Origin of the sequence: uncultured Phyllobacterium sp. (assembly GCF_902479695.1) — a bacterium.
In the GTDB taxonomy this organism is placed as follows: domain Bacteria; phylum Pseudomonadota; class Alphaproteobacteria; order Rhizobiales; family Rhizobiaceae; genus Phyllobacterium; species Phyllobacterium calauticae.
The window spans coordinates 14,743-36,625 of the sequence record NZ_CABSQF010000027.1 but is presented as its reverse complement, the minus strand read 5'-3'; the positions used below and the strand labels follow the sequence as shown (position 1 = coordinate 36,625).

The 21,883-nt window shown below is 59.4% G+C and carries 26 protein-coding genes; 14 read left to right on the top strand and 12 right to left on the bottom strand.

What is annotated here, in order from left to right; genetic code table 11:
- Positions 1–38 precede the first annotated feature (38 nt).
- From RDL77_RS16410 to RDL77_RS16400, 3 genes are all read left to right on the top strand, one after another.
- Complete coding sequence (locus RDL77_RS16410) at positions 39–914, top strand: aldo/keto reductase (protein WP_288193782.1); 876 nt, start codon at positions 39–41, stop codon at positions 912–914.
- 109 nt (positions 915–1,023) lie between these two features.
- Positions 1,024–1,230 (top strand): molybdopterin-binding protein, encoded by a 207-nt coding sequence (locus tag RDL77_RS16405; protein ID WP_223614977.1) that lies wholly within the window; start codon positions 1,024–1,026, stop codon positions 1,228–1,230.
- Positions 1,231–1,356: 126 nt separating this feature from the next.
- Positions 1,357–2,295 (top strand): helix-turn-helix domain-containing GNAT family N-acetyltransferase, encoded by a 939-nt coding sequence (locus RDL77_RS16400; RefSeq protein WP_288193781.1) that lies wholly within the window; start codon positions 1,357–1,359, stop codon positions 2,293–2,295.
- 6 nt (positions 2,296–2,301) lie between these two features.
- On the opposite strand, the gene RDL77_RS16395 is transcribed toward RDL77_RS16400, so the two are convergent.
- On the bottom strand, positions 2,302–2,628 hold the full coding sequence (locus RDL77_RS16395; protein ID WP_288193780.1) for a hypothetical protein: 327 nt from the start codon (positions 2,626–2,628) through the stop codon (positions 2,302–2,304).
- A 305-nt stretch (positions 2,629–2,933) separates the two neighbouring features.
- Here RDL77_RS16395 and RDL77_RS16390 point away from each other — a divergent pair, with 305 nt between their 5' ends.
- On the top strand, positions 2,934–3,296 hold the full coding sequence (locus RDL77_RS16390; RefSeq protein ID WP_288193778.1) for a DUF6481 family protein: 363 nt from the start codon (positions 2,934–2,936) through the stop codon (positions 3,294–3,296).
- 11 nt (positions 3,297–3,307) lie between these two features.
- Here RDL77_RS16390 and RDL77_RS16385 read toward each other — a convergent pair whose 3' ends face one another.
- The 4 genes from RDL77_RS16385 to RDL77_RS16370 all read right to left on the bottom strand — a co-directional run bounded on the left by RDL77_RS16385 (position 3,308) and on the right by RDL77_RS16370 (position 7,730).
- Positions 3,308–3,820 (bottom strand): DUF1993 family protein, encoded by a 513-nt coding sequence (locus tag RDL77_RS16385; protein ID WP_223614973.1) that lies wholly within the window; start codon positions 3,818–3,820, stop codon positions 3,308–3,310.
- 67 nt (positions 3,821–3,887) lie between these two features.
- Entirely contained in the window at positions 3,888–4,970 is a 1,083-nt protein-coding gene (locus RDL77_RS16380) for an ABC transporter ATP-binding protein (RefSeq protein WP_223614972.1), read from the bottom strand.
- On the bottom strand, positions 4,967–6,550 hold the full coding sequence (locus RDL77_RS16375) for an iron ABC transporter permease (RefSeq protein ID WP_288193776.1): 1,584 nt from the start codon (positions 6,548–6,550) through the stop codon (positions 4,967–4,969). The genes RDL77_RS16380 and RDL77_RS16375 overlap by 4 nt, the downstream gene beginning before the upstream one ends.
- Positions 6,551–6,719: 169 nt before the next feature.
- Positions 6,720–7,730 (bottom strand): iron ABC transporter substrate-binding protein, encoded by a 1,011-nt coding sequence (locus RDL77_RS16370; RefSeq protein ID WP_288193775.1) that lies wholly within the window; start codon positions 7,728–7,730, stop codon positions 6,720–6,722.
- Positions 7,731–8,015: 285 nt separating this feature from the next.
- Between RDL77_RS16370 and RDL77_RS16365 the strand changes: the two genes are divergently transcribed.
- Both RDL77_RS16365 and RDL77_RS16360 read left to right on the top strand, forming a co-directional pair.
- Entirely contained in the window at positions 8,016–8,309 is a 294-nt protein-coding gene (locus tag RDL77_RS16365; RefSeq protein WP_223614969.1) for a hypothetical protein, read from the top strand.
- A 165-nt stretch (positions 8,310–8,474) separates the two neighbouring features.
- Entirely contained in the window at positions 8,475–9,050 is a 576-nt protein-coding gene (locus RDL77_RS16360; RefSeq protein WP_288193773.1) for a DUF1349 domain-containing protein, read from the top strand.
- Between the two features lie 21 nt (positions 9,051–9,071).
- Here the strand turns inward: RDL77_RS16360 and RDL77_RS16355 are convergent, their stop codons facing one another.
- On the bottom strand, positions 9,072–9,776 hold the full coding sequence (locus RDL77_RS16355) for a GntR family transcriptional regulator (protein ID WP_288193772.1): 705 nt from the start codon (positions 9,774–9,776) through the stop codon (positions 9,072–9,074).
- A gap of 136 nt (positions 9,777–9,912) precedes the next feature.
- On the opposite strand from RDL77_RS16355, the gene RDL77_RS16350 reads away from it, so the two are divergent.
- From RDL77_RS16350 to RDL77_RS16325, 6 genes are all read left to right on the top strand, one after another.
- Complete coding sequence (locus tag RDL77_RS16350) at positions 9,913–11,469, top strand: sugar ABC transporter ATP-binding protein (RefSeq protein ID WP_308526410.1); 1,557 nt, start codon at positions 9,913–9,915, stop codon at positions 11,467–11,469.
- On the top strand, positions 11,466–12,791 hold the full coding sequence (locus RDL77_RS16345; protein WP_288193769.1) for an ABC transporter permease: 1,326 nt from the start codon (positions 11,466–11,468) through the stop codon (positions 12,789–12,791). The genes RDL77_RS16350 and RDL77_RS16345 overlap by 4 nt, the downstream gene beginning before the upstream one ends.
- Positions 12,792–12,858: 67 nt before the next feature.
- Positions 12,859–13,788 (top strand): substrate-binding domain-containing protein, encoded by a 930-nt coding sequence (locus RDL77_RS16340; RefSeq protein WP_223615208.1) that lies wholly within the window; start codon positions 12,859–12,861, stop codon positions 13,786–13,788.
- Between the two features lie 179 nt (positions 13,789–13,967).
- Positions 13,968–14,285, top strand: coding sequence for a helix-turn-helix transcriptional regulator (locus RDL77_RS16335; protein ID WP_288193807.1), 318 nt, complete (start codon positions 13,968–13,970; stop codon positions 14,283–14,285).
- Entirely contained in the window at positions 14,278–14,739 is a 462-nt protein-coding gene (locus RDL77_RS16330; protein WP_288193768.1) for an SRPBCC family protein, read from the top strand. The genes RDL77_RS16335 and RDL77_RS16330 overlap by 8 nt, the downstream gene beginning before the upstream one ends.
- Positions 14,740–14,822: 83 nt before the next feature.
- Positions 14,823–15,176 (top strand): DUF1428 domain-containing protein, encoded by a 354-nt coding sequence (locus RDL77_RS16325; protein ID WP_288193766.1) that lies wholly within the window; start codon positions 14,823–14,825, stop codon positions 15,174–15,176.
- A gap of 36 nt (positions 15,177–15,212) precedes the next feature.
- Here the strand turns inward: RDL77_RS16325 and RDL77_RS16320 are convergent, their stop codons facing one another.
- Both RDL77_RS16320 and RDL77_RS16315 read right to left on the bottom strand, forming a co-directional pair.
- On the bottom strand, positions 15,213–15,686 hold the full coding sequence (locus RDL77_RS16320) for a DUF2127 domain-containing protein (RefSeq protein ID WP_223614962.1): 474 nt from the start codon (positions 15,684–15,686) through the stop codon (positions 15,213–15,215).
- 20 nt (positions 15,687–15,706) lie between these two features.
- On the bottom strand, positions 15,707–16,411 hold the full coding sequence (locus RDL77_RS16315) for a hypothetical protein (protein WP_374042735.1): 705 nt from the start codon (positions 16,409–16,411) through the stop codon (positions 15,707–15,709).
- 204 nt (positions 16,412–16,615) lie between these two features.
- On the opposite strand from RDL77_RS16315, the gene RDL77_RS16310 reads away from it, so the two are divergent.
- Entirely contained in the window at positions 16,616–16,981 is a 366-nt protein-coding gene (locus tag RDL77_RS16310; RefSeq protein WP_288193763.1) for a nuclear transport factor 2 family protein, read from the top strand.
- 62 nt (positions 16,982–17,043) lie between these two features.
- Here RDL77_RS16310 and RDL77_RS16305 read toward each other — a convergent pair whose 3' ends face one another.
- Genes RDL77_RS16305 through RDL77_RS16290 form a run of 4 tightly spaced genes read right to left on the bottom strand, consistent with a single transcriptional unit; the run spans position 17,044 to position 20,777 of the window.
- Positions 17,044–17,820 carry an ABC transporter permease gene (locus RDL77_RS16305; RefSeq protein WP_288193762.1) on the bottom strand — a complete coding sequence of 259 codons (777 nt, stop codon included), beginning with the start codon at positions 17,818–17,820 and terminating at the stop codon, positions 17,044–17,046.
- On the bottom strand, positions 17,804–18,634 hold the full coding sequence (locus tag RDL77_RS16300; RefSeq protein WP_288193761.1) for an ABC transporter ATP-binding protein: 831 nt from the start codon (positions 18,632–18,634) through the stop codon (positions 17,804–17,806). Before RDL77_RS16300 ends, RDL77_RS16305 begins: the two co-directional genes overlap by 17 nt.
- Before the next feature lie 11 nt (positions 18,635–18,645).
- Positions 18,646–19,647 carry an ABC transporter substrate-binding protein gene (locus RDL77_RS16295; protein ID WP_223614957.1) on the bottom strand — a complete coding sequence of 334 codons (1,002 nt, stop codon included), beginning with the start codon at positions 19,645–19,647 and terminating at the stop codon, positions 18,646–18,648.
- 47 nt (positions 19,648–19,694) lie between these two features.
- The gene (locus tag RDL77_RS16290; protein ID WP_288193759.1) at positions 19,695–20,777 is read right to left on the bottom strand and encodes a 4-oxalomesaconate tautomerase; all 1,083 of its coding nucleotides are present in this window, start codon (positions 20,775–20,777) and stop codon (positions 19,695–19,697) included.
- Positions 20,778–20,887: 110 nt separating this feature from the next.
- Here RDL77_RS16290 and RDL77_RS16285 point away from each other — a divergent pair, with 110 nt between their 5' ends.
- Complete coding sequence (locus RDL77_RS16285; protein ID WP_188346345.1) at positions 20,888–21,787, top strand: LysR family transcriptional regulator; 900 nt, start codon at positions 20,888–20,890, stop codon at positions 21,785–21,787.
- The last annotated feature ends 96 nt before the right edge of the window (positions 21,788–21,883 follow it).

Genomic DNA, 21,883 nt, shown 5'->3' with positions numbered 1-21,883 from the left:
TCATCGAATACTCCAATTCAAACGAAAGAACTGTGACAATGTCCCAATCCATTGCATCCCAATCCGGTACATTCAGAATTGGCGGCGATATCGAAATCAATCGTCTTGGCTTTGGTGCCATGCGCATCACTGGCCGTGGTATCTGGGGGGAACCCGCCGACAAGCCGGAAGCCATCCGCACCTTGCAGCGCCTGCCGGAACTTGGCGTGAACTTCATCGATACGGCAAATTCCTATGGTCCGGATGTTTCGGAGCTTCTGATCAGGGAAGCCCTTCATCCCTATGGCGACATTCTCGTCGCCACGAAGGCTGGCCTTACGCGCGAGGGACCGGATCGTTGGACGCCGAAGGGCGATCCGAAATACCTGATCGACGAGGCGCATAAGAGCCTTCGCCAGCTTGGTGTTGATCAGATCGGTCTCTGGCAATTGCACCGGATCGACTCGAAAGTACCGCGTGACGAACAGTTCGGCGCTGTGAAATCGCTGCTGGACGCGGGTGTGATCCGCCACGCCGGACTGAGCGAGGTGTCCGTTGAAGAGATCAAGGCCGCTTCGAAATTCTTCAAAGTGGCGACGGTGCAGAACCGCTACAATCTCGTTGATCGCGCAAGCGAGGATGTCGTGGATTACTGCACGCAGAACGGAATCGGCTTCATACCCTGGTTCCCGCTGGCTGCCGGTGATCTGGCAAAGCCAGGCTCGTTGCTGGACACCATCGCTGCCCATCACAAGGCGACGCCGGGCCAGATCGCCCTGGCATGGGTGCTCAAGCGCAGCCCGGTCATTTTGCCCATACCGGGAACATCCAAGGTCAAGCACCTTGAGGAAAACGTCGATGCCGCAAGGATCAGCCTCTCCGATGAGGAATTCAGCGCGCTTGACCGGGAAGGCAAGGCACTCGCCGGAGGATAAATTTCCTTGGGAGAACGCAGAAAGGGCCCGGTTTTCCGGGCCTTTTTCTTTTGCTTCTTGTAAACAGCATTCGCCCGTCTAAAGTGCGGCAAACCACAGGAGAAACGCCATGAAGATCAGTGCACGCAATCGGCTGAAAGGGACAGTTGTCGAAGTGACCAAGGGAGCAACGACGGCCCATGTCCGCATCGATGTCGGCGGTTCAATCGTCACGGCATCAATCACCAACGAAGCCGTTGACGAGTTGCAGCTGAAGGTTGGCGACAGTGCCTATGCCGTCGTCAAGGCTTCCGACGTCATGGTCGCCGTTGACTGATTGACCAGTCACGTCGGCAATGAAGGTGCCCGTTCGCGGGCACTTTCCGTTTGTGCCGACAACCGCTTGCCTTTTAATGTTGACTGAGTCAATACTCAAGCCAGTCAACAGCAAAGGAATGGGCCGATGTCGGAACCGGTCGCAGAAATACGCACGTTCAATCGCTTCTACACCCACATTATCGGCCTGCTGGATGAGCATCTGACCGACAGTCCGTTTTCGCTTCCCGAAGCGCGCATTCTCTATGAACTTGCCAATAATGACACCGTCAAAACGGCTGCCGACCTCTCGCGGATACTCGACATGGACACCGCGCAGATCAGCCGGATACTGGCACGGTTCAAAGCGCGCCAGCTTGTCAGCAGCACGGTCAGCACCGATCACGCCAAGCTGCGTATCCTCTCGCTGACGCCGGAGGGGCAGGCTGCCTTCGCAGCGCTGGACCGAAGCGCTATCGAGAGGGCCAATGCGGTGCTTGCGCCGCTCGATACAGCCCGTGTCAGCCGCTTGACCCAATCCATGCGCGAGATCCGCTCCATACTGGGCAATCGATCCGAAACCGTCAGCCCGGCTCCGGCCTACACCTTGCGGGCTCCCAGGGCAGGCGATCTTGGCCTGGTCGTTCACAGGCAGGCCTATCTTTACAACAAGGAATACAATCTGGATTGGACGTTTGAAGGTCTGATTGCCGGCATCATGTCCGGGTTCATCGCAAACTTCGATCCGGCGCGGGAACAGGCGTGGATTGCCGACCGGAATGGTGAAATTGCCGGGTCGGTCTTTCTCATGCGCACGGACGACCCGCAGGTCGGCAAATTGCGCATGCTCTATGTGGAACCGTCAGCGCGGGGATTGGGCATCGGCTCGGCGCTTGTTGCCGCCTGCATCGAGCGGGCGCGGGCGGTCGGCTATCGCAAGCTGACCCTCTGGACAAATGACTTTCTGCTTTCGGCCCGGCGCATTTATCAGGAAGCCGGATTCGAGCTCATGGAGGAAGAACGGCACCACTCTTTCGGCCACGACCTTGTTGGACAGACGTGGACACTTGATCTGCGACCGGAGTGAACCCGTCTAGGACTTGACGCGGCGCAGAAGCTCGCGGGCAATCTGCAACACGTCCTTTTCCCGGATGCCGACCGTGACATCTTCGACATCGTCGATGGTTTCGCCGGCAACCAGCCGGATCGGGTTATGGCCCTTGGCAACAATCATTGTCTGTACCCGGCGCGGAATGGCCGGCAACAGGAAGCGTTTGACGCATTCGACCAGCACCTCGCGCTTGTTGGGTGCCAGCTTGCCGAGTTTTTCGCGCAGCAGCGCGCCAAACATATTGCCGTCAGCAAAACCAAATTTGCTATCAAGATCAAAGGCATGCAATTGATATTCAAAGTGAGCCATGTTGCTCTCCCATGGGCGTCCGTCCGTGGTGCCAGATTGTGACGCCTGATCGTTTCCAGAGATATGGTGCGTGACCCGAAGGTTTTCACGTTCTTTTTGCCAATCGACACCAGATATTACAATGAGCCGGAAATCTTGATAATTCAATTGGTCTTTAGACGGGGCTTTCATTGTCACGGCGAGCCGGGTAGGTTACAGGAACTCTATCTGCGGCGCTGCGTGATGCGGTGCGTTGTAGCGTAAACGGCAGGTGCCGGGCGCGCCTCCGGCAGATCCAAAACGACCCATACAAGGACTACCCCGGTTTGAAACATCTCAATGAATTCGCTGATCGCCGCAAAGCGGCGGCCGAGGCCAAGCAACTGCTTCTCAAAAAGTTCGAAAAAGCACCAAAGCCGACCGACCCTGAGGTGCAGGCAAAACGCGCAGAACGGGAAGCCATTGCGGCGGCACGTGCGGCACGGCAGGCAGAGCGCGAGCGCGCAAGGCAGGAAGAACGGGACCGCAAGCTTGCGGAAGCCGCAGCCGTGGCAGAAGCAGCAGAAGCCGCCGCAAAGGCGCAGCAGGCCGAGTCAAGCAACCGGATCGCCCGCGTCATCGCCGATGAGGCCGAGCGCAAGGCGGAACGCGATCGCCGCTACGCTGCCCGCAAGGCAAGACAGCGCTAACGGCTTCTCTTTTAGTTGCTGTAGGCGCCCAGATAATCCAGCTTGCCGATGGGAACCCCATTGTGCCGCAGGATGTCATGGGCGGTGGCGACGTGGAAAAAGAAGTTCGGCAACGCGAACTGCAGCATGTAGTCATGGCCGCCCAGATGCGCCTTGTGCGGACCAAAGCTCAGGGTAACCTCGCGGCCTTCGCTGTCATCGAGCACTGATGTGTCCAGGCCTTCCAGAAAGGCCACGGTCTTGTCTATCCGCGCCTTCAGATCGGCAAAGCTCACTTCATCGTCGGGGAAGCTTGGCACTTTGACATCGGTCAGGCGGGCAATGGTCGCCTTGGATGTGTCACTGGCCCGTTGGATCTGTCCCGAAAACGGCAGCATGTCGGGGGCCAGGCGCGCGCTGACAAGCACGGAAGGGTCGATCTTCTTTTCCTGCGCATAGGATTCGGCCTTGGCAATCAGCGCCGAGACGATCGAAAACCCGCGGATAAAGACCGGGACTGAAATCTGGTACATGGAGAGCGGCATGGGTGTTCCTTCCGGGAGCATGCTTGTTTAAGCAGTTGCGCTTTCCGATTCCGGAACAGCAACCGCATCAGCCAAATATATGCGGCTCGCCAAGGACTTCAATGCGCACGTGATCCCCGGTTGCAGGAAGATTGACTGCGGAACATTTTATCTGCACCGGCGCGGCCCTCTGGCCATTGCAAGAACCGTGGTCTCCCATGATGGCAAGCGTCACCGTGCACACCGCGCCGCCGAATTCGATGTCAACGACCTTGCCATAACCGGCATTCCCGTCAGGGGCGGCCACGGCGTCGCTCTCGGTGACGGAGACAAGTTTCAGCTGTTCGGGGCGCAGCATGATTTCCGCTGTGCCCAGCCGTTCTGCTGTCCGCGCCTTCAACCGGCCAAAGGCGCAATCGATCCAGCCGTTGCCGATCTGCGCCGGCAGCAGAATTGCATCGCCGAGAAACGAGGCCGTCGTGCGGTCCGACGGGTTCAGATAGAGCGAGCGCGGCGGTCCGGCCTGAACCAGTTTGCCCTGCCGCATCACGGCGACCTGATCGGCAAAGGACAGGGCCTCCGCCTGATCGTGGGTGACCAGAATGGTGGTAATGCCGGCTTTTTTCAGAACCGCCGCAACAGCCTTGCGCATGTTTTCGCGCAGACCGGTGTCGAGCGCGGAAAACGGCTCGTCCAGCAGCATCAGCTTGGGCTGGCGTGCGAGGGCACGGGCAAGCGAGACCCGTTGCTGCTGTCCGCCGGAAAGCTGATGCGGCCGGCGGTTCAGCATGATGGGATCGAGCTCGACCATATCCATGAGGGCAAGGATGCGCTGGCTGCGGTCGGGACTGCGCTTGTCCAGGCCAAAGCCGATATTGTCGGCGACGGTCAGGTGCGGGAAAAGCGAGCCATCCTGCGTCACGAACCCGACACTGCGGCGATGCGCCGGAACGATCGTCGCGCCCTCGGCCAATACGTCGCCATTCAGTGTCACCTGGCCGCTGTCCGGGGCTTCGAACCCGCCGATGAGCCGTAGCAGGGTGGTCTTGCCCGATCCCGATGGACCGACAACCGCCGTGCGGCTGCCCGCCGGGACTGACAGCGTGACGTCATCGACGGCGGTGGTGACACCGTATCGTTTTGTTACACCGCGAATGTCGAGAAAGGTCATCGTCCAATAATCCGTTTCGATTGGGCATGCAGCAGGAGCGTGAGGGGCAGGGACAGCACCACCATCATCAGTGCATAGGGCGCGGCCGCCGCGTAATCAATCTCGCTGGTCAACGACCAGAATTCCGTCGCCAATGTACGCGTGCCATTGGGCGCAAGCATCAGCGTGGCCGTCAATTCGTTGGTAATGCCGAGTGCCACCAATGCTACGCTGGCGGCGGCGCCGGGCGCGGCCAGCCGCATGGTAATGCGCGTGACCGCCTGCACCGGCGTGCGCCCGAGCGCCATGGCTGCCCGCTCCAGTTCGACAGGCGCCTGCGCGATGCTGGCCCGCAGTCCGACGAGGGCGCGCGGCAGGAAGAGCAGCCCGTAGGCGAGCAGCAATGTCGCCGCCGTCTGATAGAGCGGCAGGACAACACGCACTGTGATGGTCACAAGCGCCAGCGCGACAACGACACCGGGCAGGGAGCCGACATAATAATGGCAGGCCTCGAGGGCTCGCTGCATGCGGCCGGGAGCCCGCACGGAAAGCCAAGCCATGGGCGTCGCTGCGACGGTGGCCAGCAAGGCCCCGGCAACGGCCAGCAGCAGTGTTGTCCCGAAGGCAGTGCCGATTTCGTTCAGCTTCCACACCGATGCGCCGCCGGCGATCAGCCAGCGGCCAAGGGTGACGAATGGAACGCCCAGCGCCAGCGCCGTGGTTGCCAGCGGAATGAGCAGGCAAGGCAGGGCGAGCCAGCCCAGCCGGTACTTTGTGATCGGGCGGGCCGATCCCGAGCCGACACGGGCATAGCGTTCATTGCCGCGGATCAACGCTTCCAGAGCCAGCAAACCGGCGCAGCACAGCACCAGAACACCGGCCAGCATGTTGGCGGCAGGACCGTTGAAGGTCGACTGGAACTGGTCGACGATGGCTGTCGCAAAGGTATCGAAGCGGATCATGACGAAAAGGCCGTATTCCGCCAGAAGATGCAGGCCGATCAGCAGGGAGCCGCCGCAAATGGCAAAACGCAACTGCGGCAGGAGCACCCGGAAGAAGACCCGCCATGGCCCGAGGCCAAGCGATGCGCCGACATCTTCCATGGCCGGATCGACGCGCCGCATCTGCGCCGCGACCGGAAGATAGAGAAACGGGAAATAAGCCAGAACGGAAACCAGCACGCCGCCGAACAGGCCGTGCAGGCTGGGGGCCATGCTGATCCAGGCATAGCTGTGGACGAAGGCCGGGACGGCAAGCGGCGCAACCGCGAGCCATGCCCACAGGCGGGCGCCAGGCAGGTCGGTGCGCTCGGTCAGCCAGGCAAGGCTGACCGCCAGAACGATGGAAAGCGGGATTGTCCAGACTTCCAGCAGCACCGTATTGATCAGGAGTTCGCCGACGCGGGCGCGGAACACCAGGGTGACCACCGTATCCCAGCCGGTCTGGATGGTAACCCAGATGACGAAACCGAGTGGCAGAAGACTAAGCAGGGCAACAAGCCCGGCAAGGCCGAACACGGATAAAAACGGCAGGCGACGCACGGCATGATGCGGGACCAAGGCCAGCTGCGCAGCAGCTGCATCGGGACGTTGGCCGTTCATTGATCCGGTAGACAACAATTCACATTTGCTTTCATATGCACGAACACCCGCCGGCGGCCAAGATTGGCCTTCATACCCGAAGGGGAATCGAACAACACCCCCTGCAAGATCAAATGTCTGTGCAGGAGGTGTCCAGAGTTATTTCATTGCCGGCTAACCGGCATTGTGGTTACAGCAGGCCCGCTGCCGTCATCAGGTCCGTCACCTTCTTGCTGTTCAGCTTCGAAGGTTCGACCTTCGGCGCCTGCAGATCGGCCAGAGGCACCAGAGCGGCATTGGATGCCGCATCCTTGCCAACGGCATATTCGAAGGAATCCCCGTCCTTCAATACTGCCTGGCCAGCCTTGCCGGTGACCCACTTCAGGAACGCCTGGGCATCTTCCTTGTGCTTGCTCGAAGCCAGAACACCGCCGCCGGAAATGCTGACGAATGCGCCCGGATCCTCATGCTTGAAGTAGTGCAGGGACACGTTCTTGGTGTTTTCGCCGGTTTTGGCCTTATCGCCGAAATAGTAATAGTGATAAATCACCGCGCCTTCGATTTCTCCGGCATTGACGGCCTTCATGGCGACGCTGTTGCCCTTGTAGGCGGTCGCATTTTCCTTGAGTGCCTTCAACCACTTGGCTGTGGCTTCCTCACCCTTGAGTTCCAGAAGCGCGCTGACGATTGCCTGGAAATCCGCGCCAGCCGGTGCGGCGCCCCAGCGGCCCTTCCAGCTTGCATCGGCAAGGTCGAGCAGCGACTTCGGCAGCTTGTCTTCCGTCAGCTTGTTCTTGTCATAGGCGAACACGGTGGAACGGGCGGCAACGCCGGTCCAGCGGCCATGTTCCGGGCGGTAATTGGCCGGCACCTGATCGAGCACTGCCTTGTCGAGCGGTGCGAACAGCTTGGCATTGTCGACCAGAACCACTCCCGGGGAATTTTCCGTCAGGAATGCGTCAGCCGGGGAAGCAGCGCCTTCCTGCACGATCTGGTTGGCCAGTTCCATGTCCTTGCCGTTGCGGATCGTCACCTTGATGCCGGTTTCCTTGGTGAAACCGTCGGCCCACGCCTTGGTGAGGCTTTCATGCTGCGCATTGTAGACAACGATGCCATCGGCGTTCTGCGCCATCGCCGGCGCGGCGATCAAGGCAACAGCGAGCGCCGCGGCACTTGCAAAAGTCGGAAAGTTGATTTTCATGAAAACCTCTTTGATTTGTATGGCTTGCAAAGCAAATTTCGGTTGCGCCAGCAATGGACCCCGGAACAAGTGAGCCATACAAAACATGAGCGGTCTGGTCAACAAAAAATGGTTGGCGTTTATAACCCAAAATGCCTATCACAAAATAGTTATCACCAGCTTTGTCGGGTGTGATTTGCGTTCCGGCGCAAAGAGGAATCTACTCGTTTTGTCCGCGATTTTGGCGTGCCTCAGGCACGGCAGTGCGGCATTGCAAAACTTTCAGTCATATCCAGGGAGTGTGTCATGCCTTTTTCAAGCAGGGACCAACGCATTCACTCCACGACGGATTGGGACATCATGCAGCAGGCCCATGACCGGGCTTCAAAAATGCTCGATCGCTGCCCGAAAACCCACGCTCGCTGCAACCAGCTCGCCCGGATTGTCATTGCGATCTATGAAAGCGGTGTGCGCGATGTGGATGAGCTGGCCGTCATGGCGGCAAATCGCGAACTGAACGTCTTGGCGGAGAGAGGGCATTTTCAAAAGCCGTTCCGCTTCACGCCAGCCGATGAACGCCCGCAAACACTGCATTCGTGAGACTTTGCTCCGTTAATCCGACATGAATATGCGTGAATCACGAAAGCCATCGCGCATCCCGACTTTCAGCGACCGCAAGATCAGAAATCGGCGCGTTTCAGCGCCAGCCGCAATCTGCTACACCGCATTTGCCGTTTGAGGCCGGATTCGCGTGCGGAGAGAGTGATGACTGATGCGTTCAACTGGCTCAATGCGCCGCCGTCCCATCACGGCGATGCGCGTCTGCTCTCGCTTGCGACGGCTGAGAACACCGATTTCTGGCAGCACACCTTCTATGGTTTCGAGCGCGACAACGGCCATGCCTATCTGGCGCCGGTCAGCGGTGATTTCAGCGCCCGCGTGACGGTGCGCGGCGATTACCGGGAACTCTATGATCAGGCCGGTCTGATGCTGCGGATCGACGCCCGGACCTGGATCAAGACCGGCATCGAATATACCGACGGACTCATGCATTTCAGCGTTGTCGTGACCAACCGCATATCCGATTGGTCCGTCATTCCCCTGCAAAGCGCCCGTGTCGACGACGCGGTGCACATCCGGCTCACCCGCCATGATGACGCGGTGCGGGTCCAATATGCCATCAATGATGCGCCATGGCGGCTGGCGAGGCTCGCGCCGTTTCCCAAAGACGATGCGTCGGTCGGTATCATGGCCTGTTCGCCGCAGCGGGGCGGCTTTGCGGCGGAATTCCGCGAACTCGAGGTCGGCCCGGCAATTCCGCGTGACCTGCATGCGGACTAGGCCGCGGCAAGCGGCGGTTTGCTAATCGGCAAACAGCTCCGGCCGTTTGGTCTGCAGCTGCAGCAGCATTTTGCCCATCTTGGAAATATGCTCTTCCATCGCCGCCGCCGCGCGCTCGACGCTGTTGTCGGCAATGGCATCAACAATAGCCTGGTGCTCTTTCAGCGTTTCGACCATACGCGTTTCGTAGTGCAGGAGCAGCCGCCGCACGCGGTCGATCTGGCTGCGCTCCTTGGCGGCAATTTCGCGCAATCCGACCAAACCCGCCGCATCGCAGATCATATCGTGCAATTCCTCGTCGAGCGCGTAAAACCCTTCGAAATCCCTGGAGTCCGCCGCCTTGCGCTGCCGGTCAAGATTGTCGCGCAGGCGCTGCACGATGTCAGCCGTGCTGCGCTCCGCCGCCCGCCGGATGGCCGCCGTTTCCAGGGCAATGCGCACGAACTGGGCGGTCTCGATCTTGTCGAGGCGCAGCCGGGCAACGAAAGTGCCGGTTTGCGGGTAAATCTCCACCAGGCCTTCGTCGGCGAGGCGGTTGATGGCATCGCTGACCGGCGTGCGCGATACGCCGAGCTGCAGCGCCACCAGTTCCTTGCGGATGGCTTCGCCGGGCGCAAGCTGCGATGAAATGATGGCCTGCCGCAGGATGGAATAAACCTGGTCCTTGCGTGTGACCGCGACGACCTTCTGTTCCCTGAAACTCTTGCCGCCTGACCCCAATTGCACGTCCAAAGCTCCCCGGTAGGCCCTGTTGCATGGCGGGAGGCTGAATTCCATTTCTCCGAATGAAGCATTTGACTCCTGCCTAATAACATCTAACATGTTACATATTAACTTGAAAGAATGTTTTGGGAGGAACATTTTGGATAGTCAGCTGCCGATCGTCTCGATGCGCGGCATCAGCAAGTCATTCGCTCATATTGTTGCCCTGCGAAGTATCGATCTCGACATCTATCCGGGCGAGATTCATGCCATCATGGGGGAGAACGGTGCGGGCAAGTCGACGCTGGTGAAAATCCTCAGCGGCGTGCATCGCCGCAGCGGCGGTGACATGCTTGTCCGGGGGCGGGCGGTCGACTTCGCTTCGCCGCGCGAAGCCGAGCATAACGGCATCGCCATCATCCACCAGGAACTCAATCTCATTCCAAGCCTCAGCGTGTCCGAGAATATTTTTCTCGGGCGCGAGCCGTTGATCGGCGGCCTGTTCATTGATCGCAAGAGCATCGAGACGAGGAGCGCGCAACTGCTCGACCGCTTCGGCATCGATATCGATCCGCGTGCCGATGTGGAGAATTTGCGCGTCGGCGAGCAGCAGCTTGTCGAGATTGCCCGCGCATTGTCCCTGAATGCCGACGTGCTGGTTCTGGACGAGCCGACCTCGGCGCTGTCGGAGGCCGAAGCCCAGAGACTGGCAAGTTTTGTGCGGGAACTGGCCCGCAACGGCGTTGCCATTATCTACATTTCCCACCGGATGAATGAAATATTCTCGCTTGCCGACAAGATCACCGTGTTGCGCGACGGCAGCTTCATCGCCACGCGCCGGGCGCAGGATGTAAGCGAGCGCGATCTCATCCGCATGATGGTTGGGCGCGATCTGGCTGCACCGGAACCCAAGGCGGATAGATCGGGCAGGCCGATTGTGCTTGAAGCGCGCCATCTCGGCCTGCGCCGCCCGAATTCGCGCGGCAGCATGCACAATGTCGTTGACGATGTGAGCTTCGATCTCCACGCCGGTGAAATTCTCGGGATCGGCGGGCTGCTCGGTTCCGGGCGCACTGAAGTGCTCGAACTGATTTTTGGCGCGGCGACTGGAGAACGCTCCGGCACGATCACCCGCAACGGCGCCAGCCTTGCCGCCGCTTCCCTGACCCCGCGCCGGTCGGTGGCGAAGGGCATTGCCTTCCTCACCGAGGACCGCAAGGGAACGGGTCTTCTCATGGATGCGGACATCCGGGCCAATGCCGTGCTGCCGTCCTTGCCGTGGCTCGCGCCGTTTGGCTGGATCAGCCGCCGGCGCGAGGACCCCGTAGCGGGCCGGATCATCAAAGCGATGCACGTGCGCTGCGATGGCCCGGACCAGAAGATCGATCAGCTGAGCGGCGGCAACCAGCAAAAGATCGTGCTGGGCAAATGGCTGGAAACCCGGCCCAGCGTCGTCCTCTTGGATGAACCGACCCGGGGGATCGACGTCGGCGCCAAGGATGAAATCTACGAGCTCCTGAAAAAGCTCGCCCTGTCCGGCGTTGCGGTGATCATGGTGAGTTCCGAATTGCCGGAACTCCTTGCGCTCTCCAGCCGCATCCTCGTGATGTGCGAGGGCAGGGCGGCGGGCATTCTTGAGAGCACAGCGTTTTCCGAAGAACAGGTGATGGAACTGGCGACCCCCCTGGGCACGGCTCTGACAAGGGACGCGGCATGACACGAACGAGCGAGCAGACCATGCAGTCATCCCAAGGCAATCTTGGCCGGATCAAGCGCCTGCTGAATGCAACCAAGCTCTACTGGGGATTGGTGCTGCTGTTTCTGGTCGGCATTTTCTCATCGCCGATCTCGTCCAAGGGGCACAATATTTTCCTATCCTACGGCAACCTGTCCGATGTTTTCCGGCAGATTTCGGTTACCGGCATTACCGCCGTGGGCATGACGCTGGTGATCCTCATTGCCGGAATTGACCTCTCGGTCGGGTCCGTGCTTGCGCTGGGTTCCGTCGTCTGCGCCATGCTTCTGACCAATGAGGGCTGGTCGGCCGCCTATTCCATCGGCGTTCCCGCCATTTTCGTGCTGGCATTCCTTGTTGTGCTGGGGGCAGGGCTGTTCCTTGCCAAGGTGCCCGGCCGCTCGTTTGGCGAGCCCGAAAATGACCGGACGCAACTGAACCGCATCATCGCCCTTGTGGCTGTGGTCGCCGCGGCCGCTGTTGCCTGGTGGGTCGCCTCCGGCGCAGATGCAAAGGCCGGCGTGCTGCTGGTACTCGTGGTGGTTCCTGCCGTCGGTTTCATGCTCGGCATGGTCAACGGCCTCGTCATCGTCGGCGGTCGCCTGCAGCCCTTCATCGTGACACTTGCCATGATGGTGGCGGGACTGGGCATTGCCCGCCTGACGGCGGGCCAGAATACGGCGGTCTGGCCGGTCTATACCGGCAGCAACGCGACGGCGAATTTCGAATTCCTGCGCGCGCTCATTTTCGGGCTGATTCCGGTGCCGGGTCTGATTTTCGCCGGCATCATTCTCCTGTTCTGGGTGATCCTGAAATACACCAAGTTCGGACGGTACATCTATGCCATCGGCGGCAATGAAGAGGCGGCGCGGCTCGCCGGTGTGCCGGTCTGGCGGGTAAAGATCAGCGTCTATGCCATATCGGGATATCTCGCCGCGCTGGCGGGCATTCTCTATGTCGCGCAATACAGGCAGGGAAAGCCCGATGCGGGCATGGGGCTTGAACTCGACGCCATTGCCGCCGTGGTGATCGGCGGCACCAGCTTGATGGGCGGCCGCGGCTCGATGATCGGCACCCTTGTCGGCGTCCTCATCTTCGGCTTTCTCAGCAATATCCTGCAGCTCAACAATATCGACAGCAACACGCAATTGGTGCTCAAGGGCATCATCATCATCGTGGCGGTGCTGCTGCAGGAGCGGCGCTCCAGCGGATGGCTGTTTTTTCTCCACCAGCTCATGACAGCCACGCCGTCCAAGAAATCCGTGCCCGGCAAGCCAGAAAACCGGCAAGGGCAGGGGGAATGAACTGACAACAAGCAATATCAGGGAGGATATGATGAATCTGACACGCAGACATTTTGCCAGATTGGCAATGGCAACCGCCTTCATCGCGCCGCTGGCGCTGCACATGCCGGGCGCATGGGCCAAGGATAAGTATGTCATCGGCTTCAGCCAGACCACGACCGTCGAGCCCTGGCGCGTCCAGTTCAACAAGGATCTGGTTGCCGAAGCCAAAAACCATCCGAATGTTGAGCTGCTTGTCGCCGATGGCCAGGACAAGACGGAAAAGCAGGTGGCCGACGTTGAAAATTTCATCCGGCAGGAGGTGGACGCAATCCTGATTTCACCCAAGGAATCCGCAGGCCTGACCGGTGTCGTGGAAAAGGCGATGGATGCCGGCATTCCGGTGATCGTGCTTGACCGCAACGTCGATACCGACAAGTTCACCCAGTGGATCGGCGGCGACAATGTGGTGATCGGCGAAGCGGCGGGACAACATGCCGTGGAACTCCTCGGCGGCAAGGGCAAGGCCAAGGGCACCGTCGTCGAAATCTGGGGTGGCCTCGGCACGCAGGCAAGCCATGACCGCAGCAACGGTTTCCACAAATACACCGACGCGGAGAAGGGCATCACCTATCTCCTGGACAAGCAGTCCGGCGACTGGAAGCAGGATCAGGCCTACAACATCATGGCAACCGCCCTGCGCAACCATGAGGACATCAAGCTGGTCTACGGCCACAATGATCCGATGGCCTATGGTGCCTATCTCGCCGCCAAGGATGCGGGGCGCGAGAAGGATATCCTGTTCCTTGGTGTCGACGGACTGCCGAATGAAGGCGTCCAGTGGGTCAACAAGGGCGAGCTCGCCGCAACATTCCTCTACCCGACACCCGGAGCGGAGGGATTGCGCCAGGCGCTGAAAGTTCTGGCGGGCGAAAAGGTGGAAAAGAAGATCGTTCTCGGTACTGAAACCATCACCAAGGCGAATGCGCCGGAGATTCTCAAAAAGAACGGTCTTTGACCATTCAGAGCAAAAGAGTGCGAGTAACCGCTTTAGAAAGAGCGGTTACTCCATTGTTATTTCGTCAGTATTTCATTTTTCAAGTTTTGATGCATGGCTGTTGCACAGGGTGTGTAACCCAGCGGCATCGCGTAATGGTTTGACATGCAACTAAAAGGTTGCATAATGTAGATATGACCATAGACGCGACATTCCGGGCCCTTGCCGATGTGAGCCGGCGCCAATTGCTCGACAATCTCTTTGCCAGGAACGGCCAGACGCTGGGCGAACTCTGCGAGGGCATCGACATGACGCGTCAGGCCGTAACCAAGCATCTTGCAATATTGGAAGAGGCCAATCTCATCGCGACGGTCTGGCGGGGCAGGGAAAAGCTGCACTACCTCAACCCGGTGCCGATCCATGAAATTTCCACGCGCTGGATCCACAAGTATGAACAGGGTCCGCTGCGCACCCTCGATGAACTCAAGAAAACCCTGGAGGAAGACGGCCATGACTAAACCCCGATTTGTGTACGTGACCTATATCCGCACAACGCCGGAAAAGCTCTGGCACGCCCTGATCGATCCGGAATTTACCCGGCAGTATTGGGCGGGAACCTGGCAGGATTGCGATTGGCAGCCCGGTTCCTCGTGGAAGCTCATGATTCCGGACGGGCGGGTCGGCGATGCCGGAGAGGTTATTGAAATCGATCCGCCCAAACGCCTCGTTCTGTCCTGGCGCAACGAATTCATGCCGGAATTGAAGCAGGAGGGATTTTCGCGCCTCACCTATGAGCTTGATCCGATGGGCGATATGGTGAAACTGACTGTAGTCCATGAGATGGACCGGCCGGAATCCAAGCTGATCGAAAAGGTTTCCACGGGATGGCCCAGCCTTCTCTCGAGCCTCAAGAGCCTGCTTGAGACGGGTGAATCGCTTGAAGCGACACGCCATTGGCCGAAAGGTATGTAAGCGCCCGAATAAAAACGGGAACGATGTAGAATGTTGGCCCGTTCAATCGTCCTAGGGCCGTTGAACCGAATGAGGAGGGTATGATGACCTATGTTGATGGATTTGTGCTTGCTGTGCCGAAGGACAAGATCGACGCCTACAAGGCCATGGCGCGCGTGGCTGGCGACGTCTGGAAGGAACATGGCGCGCTGGCCTATGTAGAATGCCTTGGCGATGACGTTCCCTATGGCGAACTCACCTCGTTTCCGCGCGCCGTGCAGGCGAAGGACGATGAAGTCGTCGTCTTTTCGTGGATTGTTCATGCGTCACGAAAGCAGCGGGACGAAACCAACAAGAAAGCCATAGCGGATCCCCGACTTGCCAGCGATAAATGGGAGATGCCCTTCGATGGCAAGCGCATGATCTATGGCGGGTTCGAGTCCTTTATGGAACTCTGACAACCATAAAAGGGATTTCAGCGCAATCGGGGTGACCTACCGCGCGACGTGCTTTTGAACCAGTCGATACTCGTGCCAGATGAGCAGCATGACAAACAGGTCGAAAACCGTCAGCACGATGAGCGCCGGACTCTGCGTGTAGGAGTAGCGATAAAGCTGATAGGCGATGAACAGCCCCAGAACCACGAGGGACAGCGGATAGGCCCACAGCTTGTTGCGCAGCAGCGCAATGACAAGCAGGGCTTTGATGAGGCCATGGCTCAGCAGATAAAAGGCATAGAAATGCTGGCTGCTGACGGAGAAATCGCTGGCAAGCCTTGCAAGGTGCGTGGCGATATAATCATCGGGATCGTCCAGGAGTCTCGTCTGTGTGAACGTGTTCACCATCAACCGGATAGAGGCCGTGTTGACAAAAACCAGGATCAGACCGCCGATACACTCGATGAGCGCATGGGCGCCCTTCAACAGGATGCTGATCTCGAAAATCCGGTGAATGCGCTTCTCGTTCATCAGGGCTTCCGGTTCCGCCGCTACGCCAGGATATTGACGGCGCGTGCTGCGACAAGGGCGATGGTCAGGAGGGAGAGCGACGCTTCCGCCATCATGAGCAGTTTTGCCCGTGGTGACAGGGGCATCGTGTCGGTCGGCGAGAAAGCCGTCGCGTTGGTGAATGACAGAAAGAGGTAATCGATGAAGCCGGGTGACCAGTCTTTCAGCCGTTCATCCTGAATGACCATTTGCGGGAATTGGAAATCACCATAGGTTTTTGATGTCAGCCCGCGGCTGGCCGGGCCGCCGCGGTCGATGCTCCAGTACCAAAGCGTGAAGGCGATGACGTTCGTCACCCATATGTTGACCGCATCGATCAGCAGTGTCTGCGCCGATCCGGCGTGACCGCCGAGAAGGGCTCTTACAAGAAAATACAGCGCGACAAAGTTCATGAACGTGATCAGGATTGTCAGGCCGAGGGCGGCGCGGCGGATCAGGCGCCGCGAACGCCCGACCAGATGAAAATGCTCGTCCGTCGTTGCCTGCCTTGCCCGCGTCTGCACCCATGCGGTTGCCATGGAAAGCGGCGCCAGCAGCAAAAGCTCGATCACCGGCGCGAGCCAGCGCGGCCCCCACGAAAAATCATTCACCAGCAGGAACTGCAATCCGGCAACGACGAGGACGGCGGCGCGCGCCATCCAGAAGTCCAGTGCATGGGTCCGCACCGCCATATGCTTCTGACGGATATCCGTGTGTGCTGTCTGCACTTGTTTTCACCCCGTTGCTGAAAGACCGCTGCATCCACTGCTGCACCGAAACAGTGCACGGACAATTATGTCCTTGAAGCGGCGGCGGCTGTCAAACGCCTGCGATTTCGGGCACGGGCGTTCTGGAACAAATGCGAGGGATAGTGCACTGTCCACAGGCTCAAACCGGAGTAAGCCCCTCTCATGCCGTTCAGTCCCGTTGAAACAACCCGCCTTTACCACGCTGCCATCAATGCCCTCGACTTTGAGGCACTTGCCGGCTTTTTCGCAATCGATGCCGTCTATGAATCGAGCGGTATCGGCGAGATTGCCGGGCAGGAGGCTATCCTGGACGCATTCAAGGTCTATTTTGCAAGCTATCCCGATCAGGTTGCCGAGGACGATCTGATCGAAGAGCTGTCGCCCCAATCGGCCAGATCGGTTTGGCGTCTGGTCGCAACGCACCGCCAGACGGGTGAAGTGTCCCGGCGTTCCGGCGAGGAAGTCATTCTGTTCGATGCAGCCGGGAAAATTCTGCGCGTGACGGTTCAAGACCGCGATGCCTCCTGAGAAGTCCCGGAAAGCACCGCGGCAAACCGCATTTATGGCTGTCACCAGGCAGCCTGACCGGATCAGGCTGTCTTCTCTTCAGCCGTGTTCGGTCGCCATTTGATCAGCCGGTTCTCCACCACGTCGAGCACGCGGTCGATGACGAGAACAAAGACGGCCAGGATGATGATACCGGCAAAAACGCCGACTGCATCGAAATTGCCTTCCGCCTGCGCGATCAGATAGCCAAGGCCTGCCGACGCGCCAAGGTATTCACCGATGATGGCGCCAACGACTGCGAAGCCGACGGAGGTGCGCAGGGAGGACAGAATCCAGCTGGCGGCAGCGGGAAAGTAAACATGGCGCAGGAGTTCCGAACGCTTTGCACCGAGAATACGGGCATTGGCCAGAACCACCGGATTGACTTCGCGCACGCCCTGCATGGCGTTGAAGAACGTGATGAAGAACACCAGTGTGACGGCGAGCGCCACCTTCGACCACAACCCAAGCCCGAGCCACAGCACGAAGATCGGCGCAAGCACCACGCGCGGAATGGCATTGAGGCCCTTGATGAACGGATCGAGAATGCGCGCGGCACTGCGGCTGAGACCGAGCCAGACGCCGGCGGCAACACCAAGTCCCGTTCCGATGACATAGCCCAGAACGGTTTCCGTCAGCGTGATCGTGACGTGGCGATAAAAACTGGGATCGATGACCCAGTTGACGATCTGGTTGAAAATGTCGACGGGTGCCGGAAAAAAGAACACGTCGATGACACCGGTCGATACGCCAAGCTGCCAGCCGCCGAGAATGGCCACAAGCAACCCCAGTTGGATAAGTCGTTCAGTCGCGACGTTCATAGCTCTTCTCCACTTCGCCGCGCAGCGACGCCCAGATATTGCGGTACAGATCCATAAAACGTGGATCCAGTTTGATTTCAGCGACGTCGCGCGGTCTCGCAAGGTCCACGTCGAAGCTGTCGATAACCCGGCTGCGCGGCCCCGCGGCAAGCACCGCCACCCGGTCGCCGAGCGCTATCGCTTCCTCCAGGTCATGGGTGATCATCACCACGGCGCGGCGCTCCTCCTGCCACAGGCGCAGGAGCTCATTCTGCATCAGATGCCGGGTATGGATATCAAGCGCCGAAAACGGCTCGTCCATCAGAATGACTTTCGGGCCGGTAATCAGCGCCTGCGCCATCTGCACACGCTTGCGCTGGCCGCCGGACAGCTGGTGCGGATATCGCTGCTCAAAACCCTTCAAGCCCACCTTGGCCAGCCACATCATCGACCGCTCGCGGCGTTCCGCCGTTGCCACGCCTTTGAACAGCAGCCCGAGTTCAACATTCTCGATTGCGGTTTTCCAGGGCAGCAGGGCGTCCTGCTGGAACAGGTAACCGATATCGTTCTGGATGCCCGATACCGGATTGCCATCAATCGAGACACGGCCGCCGGACGGCTTGAGCAGTCCGGCAATGGCGTTCAATATCGTGCTCTTGCCGCATCCGGTGGGACCGACGATGGCAAGAAACTCCCCATCGGCCACCGTCAGATCGACGTTCTCCACCGCAACGAATGTGCCGAATGACATCGTTACCGAATCGATGGACACCATCGCTTTTCGCGTTTGTTCAACGGCTGCAGCCGCAACCGGTTTTACCATTGCCAAGGCCATGGTTCTCTCCCTCAGTTCGTGCCTTCGTGCGGCGCTTTGTCGACGAAATTGTTGGTGTAGGTCTTCTTTAGGTCGATATCCGTTGCCGCCACCTTGTCATTGAAGCTTTTCAGGACTGCCAGCGGCGTTTCGACTTCGGCCTCGTTGAAGCGACCGTCGATGGAGAAGATGGGCTTGGCGTTTGCCACGGCCTTTATGTAGGTTTCCTTGTCTCCGGAAATGAAGGCCTCAGGAAGTTTTTGAACGATTTCCTCGGGAGCGCTCTTGTTCATCCACTCCAGGGCCTTGACCGTTGCATTGACGACCTTCTGGATCGTCTCCGGATTCTTGTCGATGTAGGACTGCGTGGCGTAGAGAACCGAGGTCGGATAGATGCCGCCGTAGATCTCCTTGGCGCCGTCGTCGCTGCGCGCGTCGATCAGGATTTTGCCGACGCCCTTGGCTTCAATGAAGGTCGCCGCCGGATCGTAGTTCACCAGGAGGTCGACCTTTCCCTGTTCGAGAGCGGCGACGGCTGCCGAGCCGGAACCGACGCCGATGAGCGAAACGTCATCCGCCGAAAGCTGGTGGCGCTGCAGATAGTAGCGAACGAAGAAATCCGACGAGGAGCCGGGGGCGGTAATGCCGATCTTGGCGCCCTTGATGGTTTCGGGCTTTGCCGGATCGAATGTGCTGTTCTTGCCGCCTGCAAGCACCAGCCCCGAATTGCGCGCCAGCAGCACAATGCCAACAACGTTCTTCTTTTGCGCCTGCATCTGGATCGTGTGATCGTAGAAGCCGACGGCTATGTCGGTCGAGCCGGCGACGAGCGCCTGCAGCGTCTTCGAACCGCCCGAGGCAAAATTCTCGACGGTGACATCAAGCCCTTCCTTTTCATAAAGGCCCAGACCCGAGGCGACCGGAAACGGCAGGTTGTTGAGATTGTAGGAGCCGACGCTGATGCGGACAGGTTCGGCAAACGCCGATCCTGCGAATGCAACCGTCGCCGCCAGAGCGAGCATGAGTTTATGCATGGTATTTCCTCCCAGATGTGCGATGCCCTCCCGGCAACCGCGTTCAATTATGCTGCGCAAACCATTTGCGCTACAGGTTTGGCAAAGACTTGCCCCTCGAACAGACGACGGGCGGTCCGCAGTATGCCGGCGACCGTTGTGCCATTGCGGGATTCCAGCTTGACTTCCAGACGGCCGCTCGGATGTTCGAGAACAAGATTGACCGGAAGCTTGCGTCCTCCGATCAGGCGTGATGCGACCGTGGCATCGCTGATGCATGCCGTGGCGATGCCGACGGCTCCCGTCGTGGCGAGGGAGGGATGGCACTGGTGCGGCATGAAATAGCGCACGTTCAGATCACCGCCGGCTTTCGGCGTCGAGATAAGGACGGGTTTGGGCGTGACCTGGGTCCGCACGTCGCCCATGCCCATGCGCTGGCCCGCCTGCAGCCGCAGCCTTTCCAGCCGCTCGAGGAGGGCATGGTCGGCGTTGAGTTCGGCAGCGCTCTCATAGCCCGTTGCCCCGATGGCTGCGGCCTCAAGTATCATCATCGGCATGGCGCAATCGATGCAGGTGACGTCGATACCGTCGATGATCTCGCGTGGATGGCCCGTTGGAAACAGCCTGCCGGTCCGTGCGCCGGCGGCGTCCATGAATGTCAGGGCAATCGGCGCAGCGTGCCCCGGCACCCCGTCAATCGATGCATCGCCGAGATAGGCCACACGGCCATCCGGCGTCGGGACCTCCGCCTCAATCAGCTTGCCGGTGTTGACATTGTGTATCCGCACCCGCGTTACCGGTCCTGTCGTTCTGATCAAACCGGCTTCGATGGCAAACGGGCCAACGGCAGCAAGCATGTTGCCGCAATTGGGTGATGTGTCGACCATCTGCTGATCGATCCGCACCTGGGCAAAGAGATAGTCGACGTCGGCACCTGTTACCGTCGACGGGCCAACGATGGCAACCTTGCTGGTGACCGGGTTGCCGCCGCCGATACCGTCGATCTGCAGGGGATGACCGGACCCCATCACCGACAACAGGATCTGGTCGCGTTGGCGTGGATCGGAGGGAAGGTCCGATGCCAGAAAAAACGGTCCCTTGGACGTACCGCCTCTCATGAGGACGCAAGGTATGCGAAGGAGGTCATTCATGGCGCAGTGCTCTTTATTCATGCGTTCAACAGAACAATCTGTCGGTTTCTTGCATTTTGCGGTAAGGTGATTGATATGTGAAATGCAAAGTTTGCGAGGATTGATGTGATATGAGCATTAATTGTGAAATACTGGATCTGCGGGCTTTTCTCTCGGTGGTGGAGCTGGAAAGTTTTCACCGGGCGGCGGAAGCCTTGAATCTCTCGCAACCGGCGTTGAGCCGGCGCATCCAGAAGCTGGAGGCAACCATCGGAGCGCCGCTTCTGGAGCGGACCACGCGCCATGTCTCGGCCACGGCTGTGGGAAGCGAACTCATCCCGCTCGTTCAGCGCATGCTGGAGGAGTTTGACGGCTCGCTCTTTGCCGTGCGGGATATCGGCGCCCAGCGCAGCGGGCTCGTCACCATCGCGTGCCTGCCCACCGCCGCCTTCTATTTCCTGCCGACGGTGATCAAGCAGTTCAATGCCGAATACCCGCACATCCGCTTTCGCATCCTGGACCTTCCCGCCACCGACGGGCTTTTGGCTGTTGCCCGCGGCGAGGTGGAATTCGGCATCAACATCATGGGTGCCGCCGACCCCGATCTGATTTTCGACCGGCTGATCGAGGACCCGTTCGTGCTTGCGGCGCGCAAGGATCACCCGCTTGCCGCCAAAAGCGAACTCGGATGGGAAGACCTGACGCCCTATCCGCTGATCACCGTGCACCGCTCCAGCGGCAACCGGACACTGCTCGACGCGGCACTGGCAAAATCCAACCTGAAATTGCGCTGGTTCTACGAGGTGACGCACCTGTCGACGTCGCTCGGCCTCGTCGAGGCCGGACTGGGGATTTCCGTGCTGCCCAAGCTGGCAACGCCGCAGGAGGAGCATCCGTTTCTTGTCACCCGGCCGATCCGCAATCCGGAAATTTCACGAACGATCGGTGTCGTACGGCGACGGGGAGGAACATTGTCACCCGCTGCCGAGCGATTTCTCAACATGCTGATTGGCACTTGGTCGGAAGGTTAGGGCGGTGCCCGCTGCGAAAACTGCTTCTTCAAGGGAAGCTGTGATCTGCAATATGCAGCCTATTGACCTGGTCAACCCGAAGGGATCAGCCGTGCC